Below are 19,113 nucleotides of genomic sequence, written 5' to 3' on the forward strand. Positions count from 1 at the left end.
CAAACAATTACGTATATGAAAACAATAAAAATAATCATCATATCACTTCTTGTCGGACTTAACCTGACTTCCTGCGATTTCTTGGAAAAAGACCCGACATACACCACTCCTGAAAACTTCTTCAAAAATGAAGCGGACGCTACCTCTTGGCTGACAGGAACCTATGCCATTCTGGGACAAAGTTCCTTCTACGGAAATGAGTTCTTATACCTTGTAGGAGGTGACGATCTGGGACACTATGGTGGTGCCAACCGCGGACCTAACAAAAGTGGGTTGATCTGTAACAATGCCAACACAAGTGATCCGGCCGTTGCAGCATTGTGGTACACATTATACTCCGGCATCAACAGAGCCAATATTTTCCTGGAAAATATTGATGCAGTGCCCGATATGAACGACGATACCCGCAAGCAGTACAAAGCCGAAGCCCGTTTCTTACGCGCATTCTATTATTTTACTTTGGTAGAATGTTGGGGAGATGTACCTTTCAAGACTACTTCTACAGAAGATGCCTATAACCTCTCCATTCCACGTACGGACAAACAGACGATTTATGATTTTATCATCAAAGAGATGTATGGTTCTGCCGAGGATCTCAAATCTGCTCAAGATTTGAACTATTTACCGGGACGTGTTTCCAAATCGGCTGCTTGGGGAATGTTGGCGCGTGTATATATGTTCCGGGCCGGTGAACCTAAACGTGACAAGGAAGTGGGTTTGGCTAACAACACGACTAGTGCCGAGATTACAGAATATTTCAAAAAAGCAAGTTACTATGCACAGTTAGTCAAGAATGAGGGTCATTCACTAACTGCCAAATATTGGGACTTCTTTATCGACATTTGTTCTGATAAGTATAACACTGCTCTCAATAAGGATGGTGCCAAGGCTAATGAAAGTATTTGGGAAGTAGAATTTGCAGGTAACCGTTCGACGGATGTACGTGCAGAAGGTAGAATCGGTAATATTATCGGCATTCAGGGTAAGGACCTTTCTTCCAAAGCATCCATCACTGGTAAAGGTGATCCGGGCTATGCATACGCTTTTATCTGGAATACTCCTAAACTGCTGGAATTGTATGAAGCAAACGATGACATTGACCGTTGCAACTGGAATATTGCTCCATTCACTTACACCCAGTCAGCAGGAGAAGGTACTCCGGTGGACGGTCGTGAATTTGTAAAGGGAAAAAGAGATGAAGTGGAACAACAATACTGGGATAAATCCTTCAGCTATGGTAAAACAGAGCCGGGGTCTACTTACGGTGATCGTGAATCGAAGAACGATGCCAATAAGAACCGCAACAGGGCTGCCGCCAAATATCGTAGAGAATATGAAGCAGACAAGAAGAGTAAAAACGATACTTCCATCAACTTCCCTCTTCTCCGTTACTCTGACATTCTGCTAATGATTGCAGAGGCAGAAAATGAAGTCAACCATGGCCCTAATGATTTGGCGTATGAATGTATCAATGCAGTAAGAGAACGTGCAGGAATCAAAAAACTTGCAGCAAATCTGGATGAAGAGAGCTTCCGCAAAGCTATCAAAGACGAACGTGCAATGGAACTCTGCTTCGAGTACACACGTCGTTTCGACCTGATCCGTTGGGGAGACTATTACAAACTGATGCAGGAACAAGTGGACAAGGCACAGGCTGACGAATCCTGGAAATTCGGAATCAATGTATATACTTACTTCAATATTCCGAAGTCTTACAATTATTTCCCGATTCCTGCCAATGAAATAGGATCAAACGGTGCTATCAAGACGAATAATCCGGGTTGGTAATTCTCTTAATAACTTTAAAAAGAAAAGGACATGAAAATAATATATAAAAGTTTGATGACTATCGCTTTTGCCGGACTATCCCTGGCTTCATGCGACAAGGAATTAAAAGAAGAAACAGCAATGGAAGTGGGTGTGGTGACAGACAGCAATGTCAGCTTCGATGGCAAAACTGTGACTGTAAAGAAAGGAAACCCTGTAACGTTCAGCTTCGATGGTGACCCTGATTTTATCAGTTTCTTCAGCGGTGAGATAGGGCACGAATACAAACACCGGAACAGAATTGAAATGCAACCGGAAGACGTAGAAAAATGTGAAATCAACTTCTCCGTAGTATATGACTATGGTAGTGCGAAAACCATCGAAGGTTCTACTCACATATTAATATCTGATCAATTCGAAGGAATTAGTGGCAACAATGTGGAAAAAGACAAAGAAGCAGTTACCAATTGTGAATGGACGGAACTTGTCAGTCAAAATGAGCTTCCTAAAGCAACCAAAGATACTAAAGACTATTCTTGTCCTTTAATATCTTACTTGGGTAAAGAAATCAACATTGCTTTCCGCCTCAACCCTCTTGATAATAGCAGCACAATGCCTGTAATACATATTAAAGGCTTACAGCTTAATCTGGAGTTCAACAATGGAAAATCAACCACAATTAATGCAAAGAACTTCGAATTCTCGGCTTTAAATGTAACCTATAATTTAGATGATCTTTCAAAAAACAACACTCATCTTACCAAATTGAAGGAAGCATTAGGAAATAAAAACCTCACACTTGAAGAGATGAAAAGCGCAGAATATGCAGATAAAATAGCATATGCTACTGTAGACGGTAATATTCCTTATTTCTGGAGAATTAGCCAGCCAAGCGATTTCGTAACCAGTGGCGGAGCAGCAGGGTATACAAAAGGAGATACTTGGCTTATCTCCAATCCCATCCTCCTTAACGGTTCCTGCGATCCTGACGCTGGTGTAGCTATCAAGAATATCTCGCAATCGTTGGAGATATACTCACATACCTATGAAGAGGCCGGTACATATACCGCTACTTTCGTAGCCAACAATGCAAACTACGTCCATCAAGGTGGTCAAGTAGTACGTGAACTGACTATAAACGTTGTAGAATAAAAATATATCCCCCAATTTTTCTAACCTTCAATCATAGAAAACGTTTATAAAAATCAGACTTTAATCAATTTAACATCAGAAAGAGAGGGACCGCGAGGTTCCTCTCTTTTACTTTTTCTGTATCTTTGCACAAAAATAAAAATAATGCCAAAGACTCTTCCTATTCATTTTGCCCCATTACAAGGTTACACCGAAGTGTTTTACCGTAATGCTCATGCTGCCTGCTTCGGAGGTATAGATACTTATTATACCCCATTTGTACGACTCGAAAAAGGCGGATTCCGCCATAGAGATGTCCGCGGAATCGAACCCGGGAATAATCAGGTAGCCCATCTGATTCCCCAACTGATAGCCCCTTCTTTTGAGAAAGCAGAAAAAATCTTATCCCTATTCATTGAAAAGGGATATAAGGAAGTCGACATCAATATAGGATGTCCTTTTCCCATGCTGGCTAAACGCCACAATGGTTCCGGCATTCTTCCTTATCCCGAAGAAGTTCAGGCGTTACTTAGCCTGATTACAGAATATCCGCAAATAAGTTTCTCCATCAAAATGAGGTTGGGCTGGGAAGATCCGGAAGAATGTCTGAAACTGGCTCCGATTATCAATGAGCTACCCTTGCGACAAGTGGTTATGCACCCCCGCTTGGGAAAACAGCAATACAAAGGAGAAGTTGACCTTAAAGCGTTTGAGGCTTTTCAGAATGCCTGCAAGCATCCGCTCATCTATAATGGAGATATCAATAGTGTAGAAGATATTCACCGCATTCAGGAACAGTTTCCCGGACTAGCCGGAATGATGATAGGACGGGGATTACTTGCCAACCCGGCATTAGCTTTGGAGTATAGACAAAACCGTGCACTCGAGTTCGATGAAATGAGAGAAAAATTGCAATCTATGCACAAATGCGTATACAATCAATATGCAGAACAGTTGGAAGGAGGAGACGAACAACTTCTGAACAAAATGAAAACTTTCTGGGAATATTTAATGCCGCAAGCAGACAGAAAATTACTGAAAGCAATTCATAAAAGCACAAGTCTCAACAAATATAATCAGGCAATCCTTGCCTTTTTTAATCAACGATGAACTGATAACCAGTAATTTTACGTAATTTTGCGCCCGTTTACAAACATGCACATTATGAAAAAATACATTCTAATCTTTCTTTGTCTGATAACCGTATCAGGCAGTTTCGCACAAATGCAGGATTTCAAGTTCAAATTCTATGGACAGATTCGTACTGACTTCTATTATAATAGTCGTGCTAACGAAGAAACCGTAGACGGATTGTTTTATATGTATCCAAAAGACAAAGTGCGTGATCCGGAGGGGAACGATTTGAACTCAACACCCAACAGTAACTTCTATACTTTATATTCGCGCCTTGGAGTAGACGTTGCCGGTCCAAAACTGGGAACAGCCAAGACATCTGCCAAAGTAGAAGTCGACTTCCGCGGCACAGGCACTTCTTATTCGGTCATTCGCCTTCGTCATGCTTATTTGAATCTGGATTGGGGAAAATCAGCTTTATTACTCGGACAGAACTGGCATCCCTTATTCGGAGATGTGTCTCCGCAGATTCTTAATCTCTCCGTAGGAGCACCGTTTCAGCCCTTCAGCCGTGCGCCACAAATTCGTTATCGCTATACAAACAAGAATGTCCAACTTACCGGAGCCGCAGTGTGGCAATCACAATATACTTCACAAGGACCGGAAGGGAAAACGCATAAGTATCTGAAGCAAAGCTGTATTCCCGAATTTTATGTCGGAGCTGATTATAAGAATGGCGGTTTGCTGGCCGGCGTAGGCATTGAGTTGTTATCATTGAAACCACGTACGGAGTCTATAGTAAATACAGATAAATACAAGGTAGACGAACGCATCACAACTCTTTCATACGAAGCTCATGTGAAATACACCAACAAAGACTGGTTCATCGCTGCGAAGAGTGTATTAGGATCCAATCTGACACAAGCTTCCGGTTTGGGTGGATTCGGGATCAAGTCTGTCAACGAACAAACGGGAGAACAAGAATATACTCCGATACGTTTCTCCAGCTCTTGGTTCAACGTTGTCTACGGACAGAAATGGAAGCCGGGAATCTTCGTAGGCTATGCCAAGAATCTGGGAACAAGTGATGCACTATATGCCCCCAAAGGAAATGATGCAAAACTTTATGGAACAGGAACAGACCTTAACCAATTAGTTACGGCAGGAGCAGAACTGACCTACAATGTCCCCCACTGGAAATTCGGGTTGGAATATACATTAAGCTCTGCATGGTATGGTTCGCTCAATACGTCCAATGGGAAAATTCAAGATACCCATGCCGTATGTAACAACCGTATTGTTGCCGTTGCCATGTTTATGTTCTAACCTCTCTATACAATTATTTTAATTATATATCTGTCACCTGTCACCGATTGCTGCTTAACGGTTTGATTATTAACAATTAACACCGTGACAGCAATAGGTGACAGCAGTGTGACAACAATAATGCTGTCACCAGAAACAGATAAACTACATTTCACAACGCGGAGGTATTCACTCTGGAAGCTCCAGGCAATCCTATTTATTTCATGAATGCATTACCTTTGTTTCTCGTGGGGAAACTTTTAGTTTCAAGGCTTGAAACCAAAGGTTTCGTACCGGGAAACTAAAGTTTCAGCATTGGGAAACTGTAGTTTCAGCACCGAGAAACAATAGTTTCAACGGCATGGAAACTATGGTTTCTCCAAGAGAAACTAGTGTTCCCTTATCAGGAAATGTACTCCTATTGTCTGACTTTTATCTCCTTAACTCCACTTCAAAGCTAGCACCATCTTTACAACTGAACTGCAAAACTGTTTGCTTCTTATCAGAAGAAATCACCTTGCAAAACGGAGTTTCTTCTACATTCCATTGCCCTTTTATCGTTACAGTCACAGGTATTTCACTACTGGCATTTTCAATCCATGGTCGTGAATAGATACTACGTTCGATGCGTTTCCCATCTTTATCAAACGCTTCATCGCTTGGACCGCGATACAAAGCTAAATCCGGTTGTGCCACCGTCAACTTAATCTTATCAGCAGATCCTTTATGAATCATAACCAGACAGGAAGTATCCACACGTTGTAATAAACCACCCGGCAATGTCGTTTCAGGAGTTTCAAACAACACATAAGAAATGATCTGTTCGGAAACGGACTCTACAATATGTGCATTCCGGTCTTGCTGTAATACCTTATAAGTGGGCTTCTTTGCAAATTTCTTCATCAGAGTTTCATTCGTCTGAGGCAGAACAGCGTATTCATAACTTCCGTTTTTCGGTGCCTTTCCATGATCTACAACCAAAGAAACCCAATCACCCTTTGTTTCCTTTCCTGTATTTTGCATTCGCGAGTATTGAGGAAAGTTCTTCTCAAACCGGATGGGAGTTGGAACATAATAACCCGTTCCCAAATGGTCCACCCATACTTTCTTATCTCCTTGATAATTTTTCCAATAATCATGCCCTGCTTTATCAGTAACTGCCAATTGGAAGATAGTCGTTTCTGTCGGGAACTCCGTATTTGTATTTTCAATATCCGAACCAAGACAGACAATCATTCCATCGATGAAATGGTAAGATTTACGTGCCCGATGTGATCCGTTGTACTTATCATGCTCATGTAACTTCATTCCGAAATTACCATTCATCTTCTGTTGAGACAAACCACCGGCAAAAGCCTCGTCGGAGTAAAGCATCTCTTCCATTCCAGAGTAACTATCCACATTGAGCACCTTAGCCTGCAATTGCTCCAATGGCAAATGAATAGATGTCACTCCCGGAATACGGTTCCAGTCAAAACCTTCCTGCTGCCAGCCGCTAGTGGCGGGAGTTACTGTCTGTCCCGGTGCAGCAGTCAATATTTGCAAACTGCCGTGTGCCAGGTAGCGACCGTATAGATTTGCTCCCAGATAATGTTCTGCCGCCCATAGATAACGGGAATGTCCACGTGCCACAGCCGACCAATTGCTACGACGTTGAACAGAGACGCAACCATATCCCATCGCTATATTTCCCTGCGGGTCCGGTTCCAGACGGAAACCTTTCTCTATAAGAAGTTTTGCCACCTTACGTTCTTCAGCATTTGAAACCTTAGGCATATATTCGGGAGAGTCATTTGCAATACTTGGGTCTGAAATCAGACGGAGGTAAGAAGAAGCCATTTCACTATCATATTCCTCCTTTCCATCGGGAGAACCGGCTAAAGCCATCATAGCAAAATGCATAGGAACCAGTTTACCTTTTCCATCCGGATGACGACCGGACATGGAAAGAGGGAAGTTCAGCTTATTGCAATAGAAACGCATGGTCAACAGTACATTTTTCACTGTTTCATGAGCTAACTCGGAAACAGCAAATTCCGTCCGGCTGAAAAGATAAATCATATTGGTTGCTCCATCGAGTCCGCCCACAGCATAAGCCGGATAGTTATTTCGATGATGGAAAGCACCTCCGTCTACTTTAAACGAACCGGATAATCCCAATGCAGGACGGCAACCAAAATCAATCCAACGGGAGAAAGACCGGAGATATTGTAGTTTTTCCGGTGTATCTTCCATCATTAAAATGCTGGCAATGCGTCCGGTGGTCTGTGTATTGAAAGAGTCCATATCAATTCCATTGACTTCCGGTTTAGGGTATACTTCGTTAGTAATCGCATACCAGCGTAATGTCCGTTCGGCTTCCTGAAGTTTCCCGGTTTCCCTAAGCACATCTTTCATCAGAAAATATGCCAGGTACAGACCGCGAACACTATAGCCATAATGATGGATATTTCCCCAACAACTACCATAAGCTACCCCCTGATCGGTTATGTGATCGTACATTGCTAAGAACTTCTTCTTCATTTCTTCCCGAATCACCGGATTTGCCGCATTATTATATGCAACGGCAATTCTTTTCATCAGGTCGAAATAAGCACGCATTTCCACTCCCATTTTAGTCAGCATATCTTTATCCCAGTTCGGTATGATCCGTTCATAAGCTTCTGAAGCACGTACCATGTAGATAGGTACTCCCGATACTTGGCCGTTCTTGTAAGTTATCTGATAGAAATCATATTTCTTGCGGATGGTTTCTACTTCTTTATCTGCCGTTTTCCCTTTCGTGTAGATCATATCACGAAAACGCTTTTCCAACAGTTGCATTTCTGCTCTTTGCTTATCGTCTACAGGAGTCAATTCAATATCAGGTTTCAAAAGCGAGTGTTGATAGACAACCAGCCAATGGTTGGTGGTCCCGGCATTGACAAAAGGAACTTGCAGATCGGCCGTCTGTTGACGTGCATCAACCTTAGTAGCCGTAATCAAATGATCGATGAAAAGGCTTCCTTTTGAATTTGGAGCAATAATCCGGAGTTCATTCATGCCTTCTTCCGGTGTGCCTTGCATATCACGTTCATAGCAAACCCATGCGGCACGCCAACCACTGAAATTAATACCAAAAGGGAAAGATGTGCATCGTTTGCCGTCTTTCAGAAACTGAAACTCAATGGTCGCATCTTGGGGAACTTCATTATAAACCCACACAATAAAAGCCGAAAGATATAAATCCTTGCCGGTCGGATCTTTCTTCTCAAACTTCAGGTCTTTCTTGAGTTCCAATATTCCACCCGGTTCAAATGTCCATTCCAACGAATGTTTTCCATCTTTATAATGCAGATCAGATACCGACAGGCGGGAATGAGTAGCGGTGATACAATCCGGTATTTGCGGTTCTTCAAAAGAAAACATCCGTTCATCTGTTACAACTTGCGCATGAAAGAATGCTGAACACAAAAGAGAAAACAGAGTTGTCACTCCAAATTTAGTAAAAGGTTGTTTCATCATGGAAATATAGTCTTATTAGGTTTTCAGTATATAAGTCAAAGTATAGTCGCTTTAAAATCTGTAAAGAGTACGTGATTCTGCAAAAGACGTAAACCGAAGTGTCCGTCACCTTCACTACCCGCAAGGGTATAGCGGAACAACTCTTCATCATTCACAGAATAAGTTGTGATTCCCTTTTCCACTCGAATCCGAATCTCATACCACTGATTGGGGACGAGTAAATGAGAGGCATCGGTATATTCTTTCAATAAAGGTTTCACCTTGTCATCTGCCACTCCATAATATTCTCCTTTGTATCGACGGAAACGGGTCGTTGAATTATCATTTCCTCCGTATCCAACGTAGAAAAAGTTTAATGTGTTATAGTTTTTAAAGATGCCGTCACGCCACTGACTACGAGCAAAAAGATCATCAGGGTATTTAGGATCATTGGCAGCCCAGAAGCAGTTCAGATCACTCAAGCGGTCATACTTTCCACCTTGCATCACCATACAAATACGATAACTTATTTCATAATCGCCCGTCAATCGTTGCCGATACCACATAGTCAGTCCGTCCGGAACTATCAATTCTAATGTATCTGCACGTTCTATTATCTGCAAAGCATGGGATGCATCTTCTATTTTCCATTGCTGCACAAAGGAAGCTTTGTGTTGTGCCAAAAGCACCACACTATTTAAGAGAAAAAAAGTAATCAAACTGTAGCCTATAAAAAATCGCTTCGTCATTACGGTATTAGTTTAAAGATTATTCTTCCGAATACAAAGAAACCCCTCTTTTCGAAAAAAGAGGGGTTCAAATTGTACAAAATATCTCAAATAACGTATTGACTGATAATTTGCATTACCAATATCTTATAGTTTTTTCATCAACAAAATTCTCATACCATTTCTGGTTTGAAGCACCCTTACTATCTACCCATTTAGTAAAATCAGGATATGCTTCTCTAAATGGTACACGTTCATAAGCATGACGTGTGCCAACCGGAAGTTTAACTCCCCAAGTGGAACCTTTGGTATTTGAATAATAAACATTTGCATCCAGTGTAGTGTCACCCGCAACCAATGCTTCATATTCTGCTTTGTAAGCAGAAGTCGGTGCATAACCCCTCATGTGTATTTCTTTACCACCGTTCACCTTAATAAAGAAATTCTGTCTATTAGTATCTAAAATCAACTCTCTAAATGCTGCAAGCTGAGCATCTCTTTCAGCTCCAGTTAATCCTTCTTTACCAATCAGTCTAACTTCAGCACGCAACATAGGTAGTCCTTCTCTTACTTTTCCTTGTGTTACCTGAAACATATCCTGATTATTATCCATCAAAGAAGTTAAACCATCCAGTGTAATAACAGTTCCTTGTGCTTTATCCACTGTCAATATTGCGAAACGCGGTTCTTTGCGAGTATCATTACTCCAATTCCAATTTTTATTTTCAACTTTCACTATATTTTTTGTAGAAAGTTCCTCTTTAGCTAAGTCTGTCATTGTTCCCTGACCACCTTTTAGTACAAGGCTTGCAGTAATCCGATCAACATACTCGCTTTTCAAACCATCCAGTACAACACCTAACACAGTCGGGTATATACCACCTACAGCACGAACATCCAAAGTCAACAACAATTCTTCTTTACCTCCTACAGTCTCCATCATCTGTTGACTATGACATTCAGTCACCTTCAAGTCATACTCGAATACAACATCGTTGAAATCTTCATCATACCATGAATCCAGTTGAATAGGCCAACCATCTTCGAACATCACCACACCTGTGTTATGATAGAAAAGATAGCCTTGGTCCGTTTCATTTGTCGGCTGCACTGCATCTTCAGGAAGCGCAAGAGTTACCGATGCCAGACGGTTTGTTTCAAAATTGAAACCAGTACTCTGATCTACACCACGACTAACAGGAGACAAAGCAAATTCTTTTGTAGCTTCTGTTCCCGAAACTGTATTGTATTTCATATACACTTTCTCGCAAGCAGCAGGAACATTCAACGTAAGAGTACGGGAATCTTTCACTAATACATCTCCCACAAGCAGACTCGCTTCAGAACCACTTTTATCGGAATATACATTCACAAGTGCAGAAGCATTTACCGGGTCAACAGTTCCCGAACCATCGTTACCTTTTTCCAACTCATTATCAGAGCAGGAAGTAGTAACCAACATTGTCCCCATAAGGACATACACCAAACTTTTAATTTTCATCTTAATTTAATTTTTAAATTTATTGTTTGTTTTTGTTTCGCATGAGAACCTGGCTTATCACACTTATTTCCAGGCTCCATTTGTTAACTTATCAAAAATATATTTAACTCCTAATAGCTTTTTGCTTGCTTTTATTTGTAATTTCAATCCTTTCCATCGAGAATAATCACAAGAGCTAAAATAGGGCTCAAAAAGCCTGTTCATGAACAATGGATAATATATACAAGTTATTTCGTATATTTGCATTAGACAGAACATTCAATACAACAAATATAGAGCTTTTATTCCGAATATACAAGTTCTATATATAAATATATCAAGGGAAATGGATCAAGTACTGTATGGTATAGATTACATAGAATATTATTTCTATTGGATATATTACAAGTTTATTGGCTATCCTTTAATCATAAGAATATGCTCAATTGCTGTAATGTTTTGTATTATTGCGTACTTATTTCTCCTATTCCATATTATATATGGTATATTTAAAAGGCGAAAAGAGAAACGGAAATACAATAAAGCATTTGATAAGTATTATGAAGAAATGAAATCTATCTCACTAGATTCCAACACATTGAGTGAAGAAGAGATAGCTGACAGATTAGAATATGATACGAAAAAGCGCCCGAAACCTAACGAGTTACGCATTATCACTCAACTATTAACAGAAATCAAGAGTGTGCATGAAGATGAGATCAATGAACTAAACTATCAAACGATTCAAACCGTATTCCAAATCACACGTTTCCTTGAACGCGAACTTCAATTCGGTTCCAAAAGATCAAAGATACAAGCTCTGAAACTTATTCAGTCCATCAATGGCTATGCCTCTGAAGCGGTATTGGTGCGTTTCCTCTATCATCGTGAACTAGAACTAAGAAACTCGGCACGCTATACTTATATGTGGTTAAGCCAGGGTGACCCGTTCCGCTTCTTCGACGAAGACATCGGCATGAAGTTAAGGCAATGGGACATGATGGAGTTACACGCTATCTTGGAGCACCGTAAGAAAGTGGGATATAACACACCCACCTTTATTAAATGGGTGAATACTTCAGCTGAAGAAAACGTTAAGATATTCTTTATCAACGAAATCCGGCTATATAATGAAACCGAAAGTGCCCCAATTCTCGCGAAGCAACTCAATGCTCGTTCTGTGGAAATACGAGGTGAAGCGATCAAGACTTTAGGTAAACTAAAATACAAAGAGGTTGAACCTAAGCTGATTGAAATGTATAATGTACAACCGGAAGAAGTCAAACGACAAATCATTTCGGCTATTGCGGATCTAAAGACCGATAAGGCTTTAGGATTTCTTTACAATGCTTATGATGAAGCAGATAACTGGGGAACCAAGAGAGTCATACTCAAAGCCCTCTATGAGTATAGTGCAATGGGAAGGAAAACATTCGATCAATTGGAAAGAAAAGCAGATTCCCACACAGCTATATTGTTTGCCCACACCAAGCATCCGTTAATCAACCAGTAAAACTAGAGAACATGAGAGATATAATATTTACATTCTTCAATTATTTCGTATTCTTTTATACGAGCATGCTGGCGATATTCTTCGTCACATTCGCCTTCCTCTCTTTCATTTCTCTAAAACGGAGAAAGGATTACTATGTGGAAAGCTATATGCGGAAAACAATCAAGGAATCCCCCTATACACCGGGCATTTCGGTAATTGCTCCTGCCTTCAATGAAGAAAAGACAATCATTGATAATGTGAACTCCATGCTTGCATTGGAATATCCGCTTTTCGAGGTGGTTATTGTAAATGATGGAAGTACGGACAGTACATTGGAAAAGATGACCGAATATTATGAACTGGTAGAAGTGCCCTATGCTTATATCGAGCGAATCAAAACCAGACCGTTCCGAAGACTCCTCAAATCCTCCAACCCGAAATACAGCCGACTCATCGTTGTAGACAAAGAAAATGGAGGAACTAAAGCGGATGCATCCAATGCGGGTATCAACGTTGCTTCTCATCCTTATTTTATCTGCACGGATGTGGATTGCATTTTGGAAAAGTATGCTCTTTATCGTTGTATCTCGCCCATTATATCTTCAGAAAAACAAGTAATTGCAGTCAGCGGAACGATGTTGATGGCTAACGGATGCGTCGTGAAAGACGGACAAATCATAGACGTTAGAACTCCCCGTACACCGATTCCACTTTTCCAGAATCTGGAATATATGCGCTCTTATCTGATTGGTAAGATGGGATGGTCCGCTATCAATGGTATGCCGAATGTTTCCGGTGGATTCGGTCTTTTCGATCGTTCGGTAGCGATTGCAGCCGGAGGATACGATGCTCCCTCTTTTGCCGAAGACATGGACCTCATCACCCGCATGGTAGGATATATGTGCGACTTCTCCCGTCCTTATAAGATCGTACAGATTCCTGATACTTGTTGTTGGACGGAAGGACCTCCCAACCTGGCAATGCTTTACCGGCAACGTACCCGTTGGGCACGGGGATTGTTCCAGACACTTAATATCCATCGTAAGATGATTTTCAAAAAGACGTATAAACAGATGGGACTGTTAACTCTGCCTTATATGTTCGTTTTTGAGTTTCTGGCGCCGATCATCGAGCTCGTCGGTTTGATAGTATTTATCTATCTGGCCTTTACAGGAGCAGTCAACTGGAACACGGCATGGATGATTTACCTGACGATCTATACGTTCTGCCAGTTCCTTTCCATCGTTGTTATTACCTACGACTACTATGTCGGGATGCTATATAAAAGAGGATATGAATATCTGTGGATTATCATTGCGTCCATATTAGAGCCTATCTTCTATCATCCCATCATCACTTTCTGTTCATTGAGAGGATACCTCAGTTATCTGACCAATAGAGACTTCAAGTGGAAAAACATGGAACGTAAGGGATTCAAGCAGAAAGAAGAAAGTGCAGACGGTACTGATATAACGGCAATGAAGCCCGAACCTGCTACGATTTAAACAAGAAAGAAAGATTAAAGACAAGATAGAATGAACAGAGAATTTCTCCATAAGATCACCATATTAGGTTGTCTGTTTTTACTGATAACCTCTTCCTCCGGGACCGACAACGGATTCCAGACACCGGAGCAATATGCCCAGATTGTACAGGAGCATTTTGCGAACGAGGAATGGGAAGCAGGGAAAGAGCTGTTGGAGGAGGGCCTTCAGAAATACCCGAATGTTTCTGACCTTGAATGGCTCATGGGAAAATACTGGTTCCACGAAAAGAACTATGATCAGTCGCGTTATCATCTTGTCAAAGCGATAGATGACAATTACAACAACGTCAATGCCAAACATCTGCTGGTAGACGTAGAAGATATCACCGAAAATTACTCCAGTGCTATTTGTTACGTTAATGAGTTGCTGGAAGTGAATCCGTATTGGAGAGGTTTATGGCGAAGAAAGATTGAACTGTACCGCAAGCAGAACAACGATGTGGAAGCAGACCGTCTGTTGAAACGAATCAATCAGATTTACCCGAACGATACGATTCTAAGGAAGGATTATATCTACAGCATGGAGGTAGGCTACCAGCAAATGAAAAAAGGCGGTAACCGAAAAGAGGCTATCGAAAAGTTGACGGAGCTCATCAAAGTATCTCCTCAAAACGAAGAATATTATCTGGACATCATTAACCTGCATTTACAGGAAGGAAACCGGGAAGCTGCTCTAGGCTGGTCATCCAACGGTTTGGCTGCCATACCGGGAAGCGGTGCGCTTATCGTCAAAAGGGCGAGTATCCTTAGTGAATTGGCACGTTATCCGGAAGCTCTGGTGTTTATACGCGAGCAAATGCGAAGAAACAACAGCCCTGCCATACGGCGTATGTATAACGACCTGTTAATGGAGGCTGCCCGAGCAGAGAAGCAGCGGGATCCTTATGTATTATATGGCATGGCCTACGAAGGAGGTAATAAGAACAAGGAAGCATTAGACTACCTGCTGAACACTTCCGTCACCCGGGGATATACCGATGACGCACTCTTCTATATCAGAGAAGCTAAAAAACAATATGGCAACAATGATAAAGGAATTCTTTATAAAGAATATATGCTTTATCGCCAGATGAATGAGGATGATCTTGCCTATTCAACGCTGAAAAAGATGTATGAGATGTATCCTGATGATTATGATATTACGCTTGCCATGAGCGCACAACACATGAAGAAAGCTGAAAAACTGATGGAACTTGGTCTGTACGCAGAAGCATTGCCGCACGTATTGTTCGTTTCTCAAAAACATGTAGACGACAATGAAGTGAACGGTGCCGCATGGGAAAAAGCCTTGAGTTGCTATATCAATATGAAACGTTACAATGAAGCACTTGCAACATTGGACACCATCACTCTTCACTTCCCTGATTACGAAAACGGCACGTTGAAAAGGGCATTTATTCTCGATAAAATGGATAAAACCGAAGAGGCTTTGCAACTGTATCTATCTGCCATCGAGCAGAGTGATGAGGATATGCGCATTTTCTATGTTATCGGATACGAGGAACTAGCAGTGCCGTACATCAAGAAATGTATGGAAGCCGGAGCTACGAAGAAAGCATACGAGGAATCTGTTAAGCTAATTAGCCTGAATCCATCAAGCGATCTCGGATTACGGTATGCCATCAATTCGTCCGGTTTACTCGGAAAATACGATGAATTCGAGAAATATACAGTACAAGGAATCAATTATTATCCTGAAGAACCATTCTATCAGGCTAAAAGAGCTACCGTGCTTGAACGTGACAAGAGATACGAAGCTTCTTTGGAATTCCTGAAGCCGATACTCAACAAATACCCGAGCAACAAAGAGATTATAGGCGCATTCTCACAGAGCAGTGAATACCGTGCCCTGCAACTGACAAAGGCCAAAGAACCGGAAAAGGCTCTCGCTGTTCTTGATACAGCTTTGCTTTATGACAGTCAGAACAAATCATTGAAGTACACTAAGGGAGTGGTATATGAAGCCAACCGTCAAGCGGATTCAGCCTATTATTACCAAAAGTACTACGAGCCATCCATCATGGAATATCGCTCTTTCCAACGACATTTATCGGGCCTTAGAAGCATGATGCTCAAGAATGAGATTGCTTTGACCTATCTCCGTGCACGCTACGGAGAAGAAGATATCATTACCTCTGTTGCAACAGCCGAATATACCCGAAAAGGCCAGAAGAACAGCTACACAGGACGCCTCAACTATGCAGGGCGAAGTGGCTCGGCAAGCGACAGCATGGAGGCTGAAGAACAGACACCAGGAGGGGTTGGCATTCAGGTACAAGGTGAGTGGACGCATCACTTCTCACCGAAGTGGAGCCTCACGGCCAATGCAGCCTTTGCGACCAAATACTTCCCGGACATTACCGCCGATGTTGCCGTTCGGCATTATCTCAAGAATGATTGGGAAATAGGCGCACACGTAGGCTATAGACGCGTAGCCGCTTACACAAAGCGTTATGAATGGAACGATGAATTCTTTGCAGGGGGCACCGGAGATAACGGTTATCTATTTACCGGTTGGAATGAATCAAAGACCAATCTGCTCACTGTAGGCGGAGAATTAGCCAAAACCATCGAAGTCGTTCGCCTCAACACGAAGCTGGACATGCATTTCTTCAACTCCAACTTCTATTACAATGCTCAGATTGGCGCCAAATACTTCCCGGCTAATGACGGAAAGACGAATATCAACGCTATGGCAAGCATCGGATCGGCACCGGAAACGGCCGTACTGGACTATGCACTACCCGGCTCTTTCTCCCACACCAATACCATGGTGGGATTGGGAGGCCAGTATATGGTCAGTCCTAACATTACCATAGGCTTGATGGGTACCTGGAACACCTATTATAACCAAACCAATACGGTGCGAGGGACAAGTCCGTCCAACCAGATAGAATCCATATCGACACGCTATAAAAACTTATATAACATTTATGCACAAGTTTATATTTCATTCTGATACGCTTGGCCCTGTATTGGCAGGAATGATATGTATTTGCTGCCTTTTATCCGGCTGCCGTATGCAGGCACGCACGGAGATGTTCCCATCTAAAGAAGGGTATCTCGTCACCATTGGTGAGGATCCGACCGACAGAGACACCCGGTGGGCGAAATACCTGTACGAACATCTCAAGAAGCGTGCAAACGACGATGAAATAGTAGCTTTTGGCGTTTCCGAAATGGACATGTGGCGCATCATCATACAGATAGACCCAACATTGCAGAGAGGATTCAAAGTAGCCTGCAAAGGCTCTGATATCAGACTGACCGCAAGTGACGACAAACAAATGTTATGGCTGCAATACCAACTGATAAAGAAGATCAGCAAAGAAGACCCGCGTATAGACGGTTCGGATCTTCCTCCCGCCCTTATCAATCTCAACGATACTTGCGGAGCTTTTGCATTTGACTATCAAAGTATTTATTCTCCATACGGCCTGAACGCCGATCATACAGGCGTTATCGGCCTGGACAACTTTGACGACAGCTGGGGAATATGGGGACACAACCTGCGAAAAGTCTTGGGAAAAGATGCAGAGAAAGTATATGCCACCATTCACGGGAAGACAGATGACTCACAACTGTGTTTTTCTTCCGAGGATATGTATCGCCAGATAGAAAGTTACATCGTAGATAACTTCGGTGAAAAGGGGAATTTCCGTTTTGTAATCGCACCGGATGATACTCCGTACGCCTGTACGTGTGCCACCTGTACCGCATTGGGAAATACAGAGAAGAACGCAACTCCCACCGTTACGGAACTGATCCTCCGCCTGTCGCAGCGTTTTCCCAAACACACGTTCTTTACGACTTCCTACCTGACTACGCAACAAGTCACAAACAAGCAGCTCCCGCCTAACGTCGGGGTAATTGTCAGCGCTATCGACTACCCGCTCCGCCGGACAGACGGCAAGGACGAGCAAGACAAGAAATTTGCGGAACAACTCGACAACTGGAAGAAAGTAACGAACAACATCTATATATGGGACTATATCAACAACTTCGACGACTACCTCACTCCTTTCCCCATATTAAAGATAGCCCAGCAAAGACTCCAACTTTTCAAACAACACGGAGCCAGCGGCATATTTTTCAACGGAAGCGGCTACAGCTATTCTTCTTTCGATGAAATGAGGACTTTTGTATTATCAGCCCTTCTTATCAACCCGGAACTTCCGGTTGATGAGTTAATTAAAAGCTATTTCAATCAGGAATACCCGGTATCCAAAAAATGGCTGTACGATTACTACACAGAGCTAGAAAACAACGCCCAATCTGGAAAGCGGCTCGGACTTTACGCCGGTATCAGAGAATCGGAAAAAGGATTCCTCTATCCGGAGAAGTTTATCAAATTCTATGATGAAATGGGAGATTTTGTATCCGAAGCAAAAGGGAAAGAGCGCAAAAAGCTGCACGAGCTCCAGACCGCCTTGTCTTTCACGCGCATGGAATTAGCACGTGACCACAGTTTCGACGCTTACGGATATGCCAAGCGGAATGGAAAGGATATTCAACCGCTTCCCCAAGCTCGTAAATGGGTCACCCAGCTCAAAGAGCATCAAGCATTTGCCGGAATGGAATATTATAATGAGTCAGCTTATGAGATTGACTATTATATAAAGGAATGGGAACAATATATACTTGCTTCCGACATAAAGAAAAGTTTGTTTCTGGGAATGCATCCTTCCGCAACCCCTAAACTAAATAAAAATGATTCAAAGAAACTGACCGATGGCACTCACGGTTTACCCGGAGACTATCATTGCGGTTGGGTTATCATTCCGGGAGAAGAATGTACCATCAACCTGCCGGTTAAAGGACTCAATGCATCAGGAACATTCTATATCAGTTTTCTGAATCTTCCCCGCCACCGCATCTATGCTCCACAGCAAGTTCAACTGTTGAAAGACGGAGTAGCCTATAAAACAATAGACTTAAAACCGGAAGACTCCCCAGAAAAAGGAGAAATGATGAAAGCCACCGTTCCGGCAGACTTGAACGGAACAGAACAATTAAGCATAAAAATCAGTTGTTTAAAGAAGCTGGGAACGCAAATGGGTATCGATGAAATTGCATTCATCCCTTAAATGCTGAAAAAGTGATA

Annotated in this window: 11 protein-coding genes; 8 read left to right on the forward strand and 3 right to left on the reverse strand. The window is 42.1% G+C overall.

What is annotated here, in order from left to right; genetic code table 11:
* Window positions 1-15 precede the first annotated feature (15 nt).
* The 4 genes from DXA54_RS12770 to DXA54_RS12785 all read left to right on the forward strand — a co-directional run bounded on the left by DXA54_RS12770 (window position 16) and on the right by DXA54_RS12785 (window position 5,298).
* Entirely contained in the window at window positions 16-1,788 is a 1,773-nt protein-coding gene (locus DXA54_RS12770) for a RagB/SusD family nutrient uptake outer membrane protein (protein ID WP_004324280.1), read from the forward strand.
* 30 nt (window positions 1,789-1,818) lie between these two features.
* Complete coding sequence (locus tag DXA54_RS12775) at window positions 1,819-2,919, forward strand: DUF5017 domain-containing protein (protein WP_120079637.1); 1,101 nt, start codon at window positions 1,819-1,821, stop codon at window positions 2,917-2,919.
* 144 nt (window positions 2,920-3,063) lie between these two features.
* Window positions 3,064-4,008, forward strand: a complete 945-nt coding sequence (locus DXA54_RS12780; RefSeq protein ID WP_004324279.1) for a tRNA-dihydrouridine synthase family protein — start codon at window positions 3,064-3,066, stop codon at window positions 4,006-4,008.
* A 54-nt stretch (window positions 4,009-4,062) separates the two neighbouring features.
* Window positions 4,063-5,298, forward strand: a complete 1,236-nt coding sequence (locus DXA54_RS12785; protein ID WP_120079651.1) for a DcaP family trimeric outer membrane transporter — start codon at window positions 4,063-4,065, stop codon at window positions 5,296-5,298.
* A 411-nt stretch (window positions 5,299-5,709) separates the two neighbouring features.
* Here the strand turns inward: DXA54_RS12785 and DXA54_RS12790 are convergent, their stop codons facing one another.
* The 3 genes from DXA54_RS12790 to DXA54_RS12800 form a co-directional block, all read right to left on the reverse strand.
* The gene (locus DXA54_RS12790) at window positions 5,710-8,781 is read right to left on the reverse strand and encodes a chondroitinase family polysaccharide lyase (RefSeq protein WP_008649010.1); all 3,072 of its coding nucleotides are present in this window, start codon (window positions 8,779-8,781) and stop codon (window positions 5,710-5,712) included.
* Window positions 8,782-8,816: 35 nt separating this feature from the next.
* Entirely contained in the window at window positions 8,817-9,509 is a 693-nt protein-coding gene (locus DXA54_RS12795) for a DUF6250 domain-containing protein (protein WP_120079639.1), read from the reverse strand.
* Window positions 9,510-9,624: 115 nt separating this feature from the next.
* On the reverse strand, window positions 9,625-10,989 hold the full coding sequence (locus DXA54_RS12800) for an LruC domain-containing protein (protein ID WP_008649009.1): 1,365 nt from the start codon (window positions 10,987-10,989) through the stop codon (window positions 9,625-9,627).
* Window positions 10,990-11,314: 325 nt separating this feature from the next.
* Between DXA54_RS12800 and DXA54_RS12805 the strand changes: the two genes are divergently transcribed.
* Genes DXA54_RS12805 through DXA54_RS12820 form a run of 4 tightly spaced genes read left to right on the forward strand, consistent with a single transcriptional unit; the run spans window position 11,315 to window position 19,096 of the window.
* Complete coding sequence (locus DXA54_RS12805) at window positions 11,315-12,481, forward strand: HEAT repeat domain-containing protein (protein ID WP_008649008.1); 1,167 nt, start codon at window positions 11,315-11,317, stop codon at window positions 12,479-12,481.
* An 11-nt stretch (window positions 12,482-12,492) separates the two neighbouring features.
* On the forward strand, window positions 12,493-13,968 hold the full coding sequence (locus tag DXA54_RS12810) for a glycosyltransferase family 2 protein (protein ID WP_004298138.1): 1,476 nt from the start codon (window positions 12,493-12,495) through the stop codon (window positions 13,966-13,968).
* 30 nt (window positions 13,969-13,998) lie between these two features.
* Window positions 13,999-16,968: a hypothetical protein gene (locus DXA54_RS12815; RefSeq protein ID WP_008649004.1), complete on the forward strand. Its 2,970-nt coding sequence runs from the start codon at window positions 13,999-14,001 to the stop codon at window positions 16,966-16,968.
* Window positions 16,943-19,096: a DUF4838 domain-containing protein gene (locus tag DXA54_RS12820; protein WP_120079641.1), complete on the forward strand. Its 2,154-nt coding sequence runs from the start codon at window positions 16,943-16,945 to the stop codon at window positions 19,094-19,096. The genes DXA54_RS12815 and DXA54_RS12820 overlap by 26 nt, the downstream gene beginning before the upstream one ends.
* The last annotated feature ends 17 nt before the right edge of the window (window positions 19,097-19,113 follow it).

This window comes from Bacteroides sp. OF03-11BH (assembly GCF_003604005.1).
GTDB lineage: Bacteria > Bacteroidota > Bacteroidia > Bacteroidales > Bacteroidaceae > Bacteroides > Bacteroides ovatus.

Excerpts from the sequence above, each read along its gene's own strand:
- DXA54_RS12770 (WP_004324280.1), top strand. The coding sequence starts at position 16 with ATGAAAACAATAAAAATAATCATCATATCACTTCTTGTCGGACTTAAC.
- DXA54_RS12810 (WP_004298138.1), top strand. The coding sequence starts at position 12,493 with ATGAGAGATATAATATTTACATTCTTCAATTATTTCGTATTCTTTTAT.
- DXA54_RS12800 (WP_008649009.1), bottom strand. The coding sequence starts at position 10,989 with ATGAAAATTAAAAGTTTGGTGTATGTCCTTATGGGGACAATGTTGGTT.
- DXA54_RS12785 (WP_120079651.1), top strand. The coding sequence starts at position 4,063 with ATGAAAAAATACATTCTAATCTTTCTTTGTCTGATAACCGTATCAGGC.
- DXA54_RS12805 (WP_008649008.1), top strand. The coding sequence starts at position 11,315 with ATGGATCAAGTACTGTATGGTATAGATTACATAGAATATTATTTCTAT.
- DXA54_RS12775 (WP_120079637.1), top strand. The coding sequence starts at position 1,819 with ATGAAAATAATATATAAAAGTTTGATGACTATCGCTTTTGCCGGACTA.
- DXA54_RS12780 (WP_004324279.1), top strand. The coding sequence starts at position 3,064 with ATGCCAAAGACTCTTCCTATTCATTTTGCCCCATTACAAGGTTACACC.
- DXA54_RS12815 (WP_008649004.1), top strand. The coding sequence starts at position 13,999 with ATGAACAGAGAATTTCTCCATAAGATCACCATATTAGGTTGTCTGTTT.
- DXA54_RS12790 (WP_008649010.1), bottom strand. The coding sequence starts at position 8,781 with ATGATGAAACAACCTTTTACTAAATTTGGAGTGACAACTCTGTTTTCT.
- DXA54_RS12795 (WP_120079639.1), bottom strand. The coding sequence starts at position 9,509 with ATGACGAAGCGATTTTTTATAGGCTACAGTTTGATTACTTTTTTTCTC.
- DXA54_RS12820 (WP_120079641.1), top strand. The coding sequence starts at position 16,943 with ATGCACAAGTTTATATTTCATTCTGATACGCTTGGCCCTGTATTGGCA.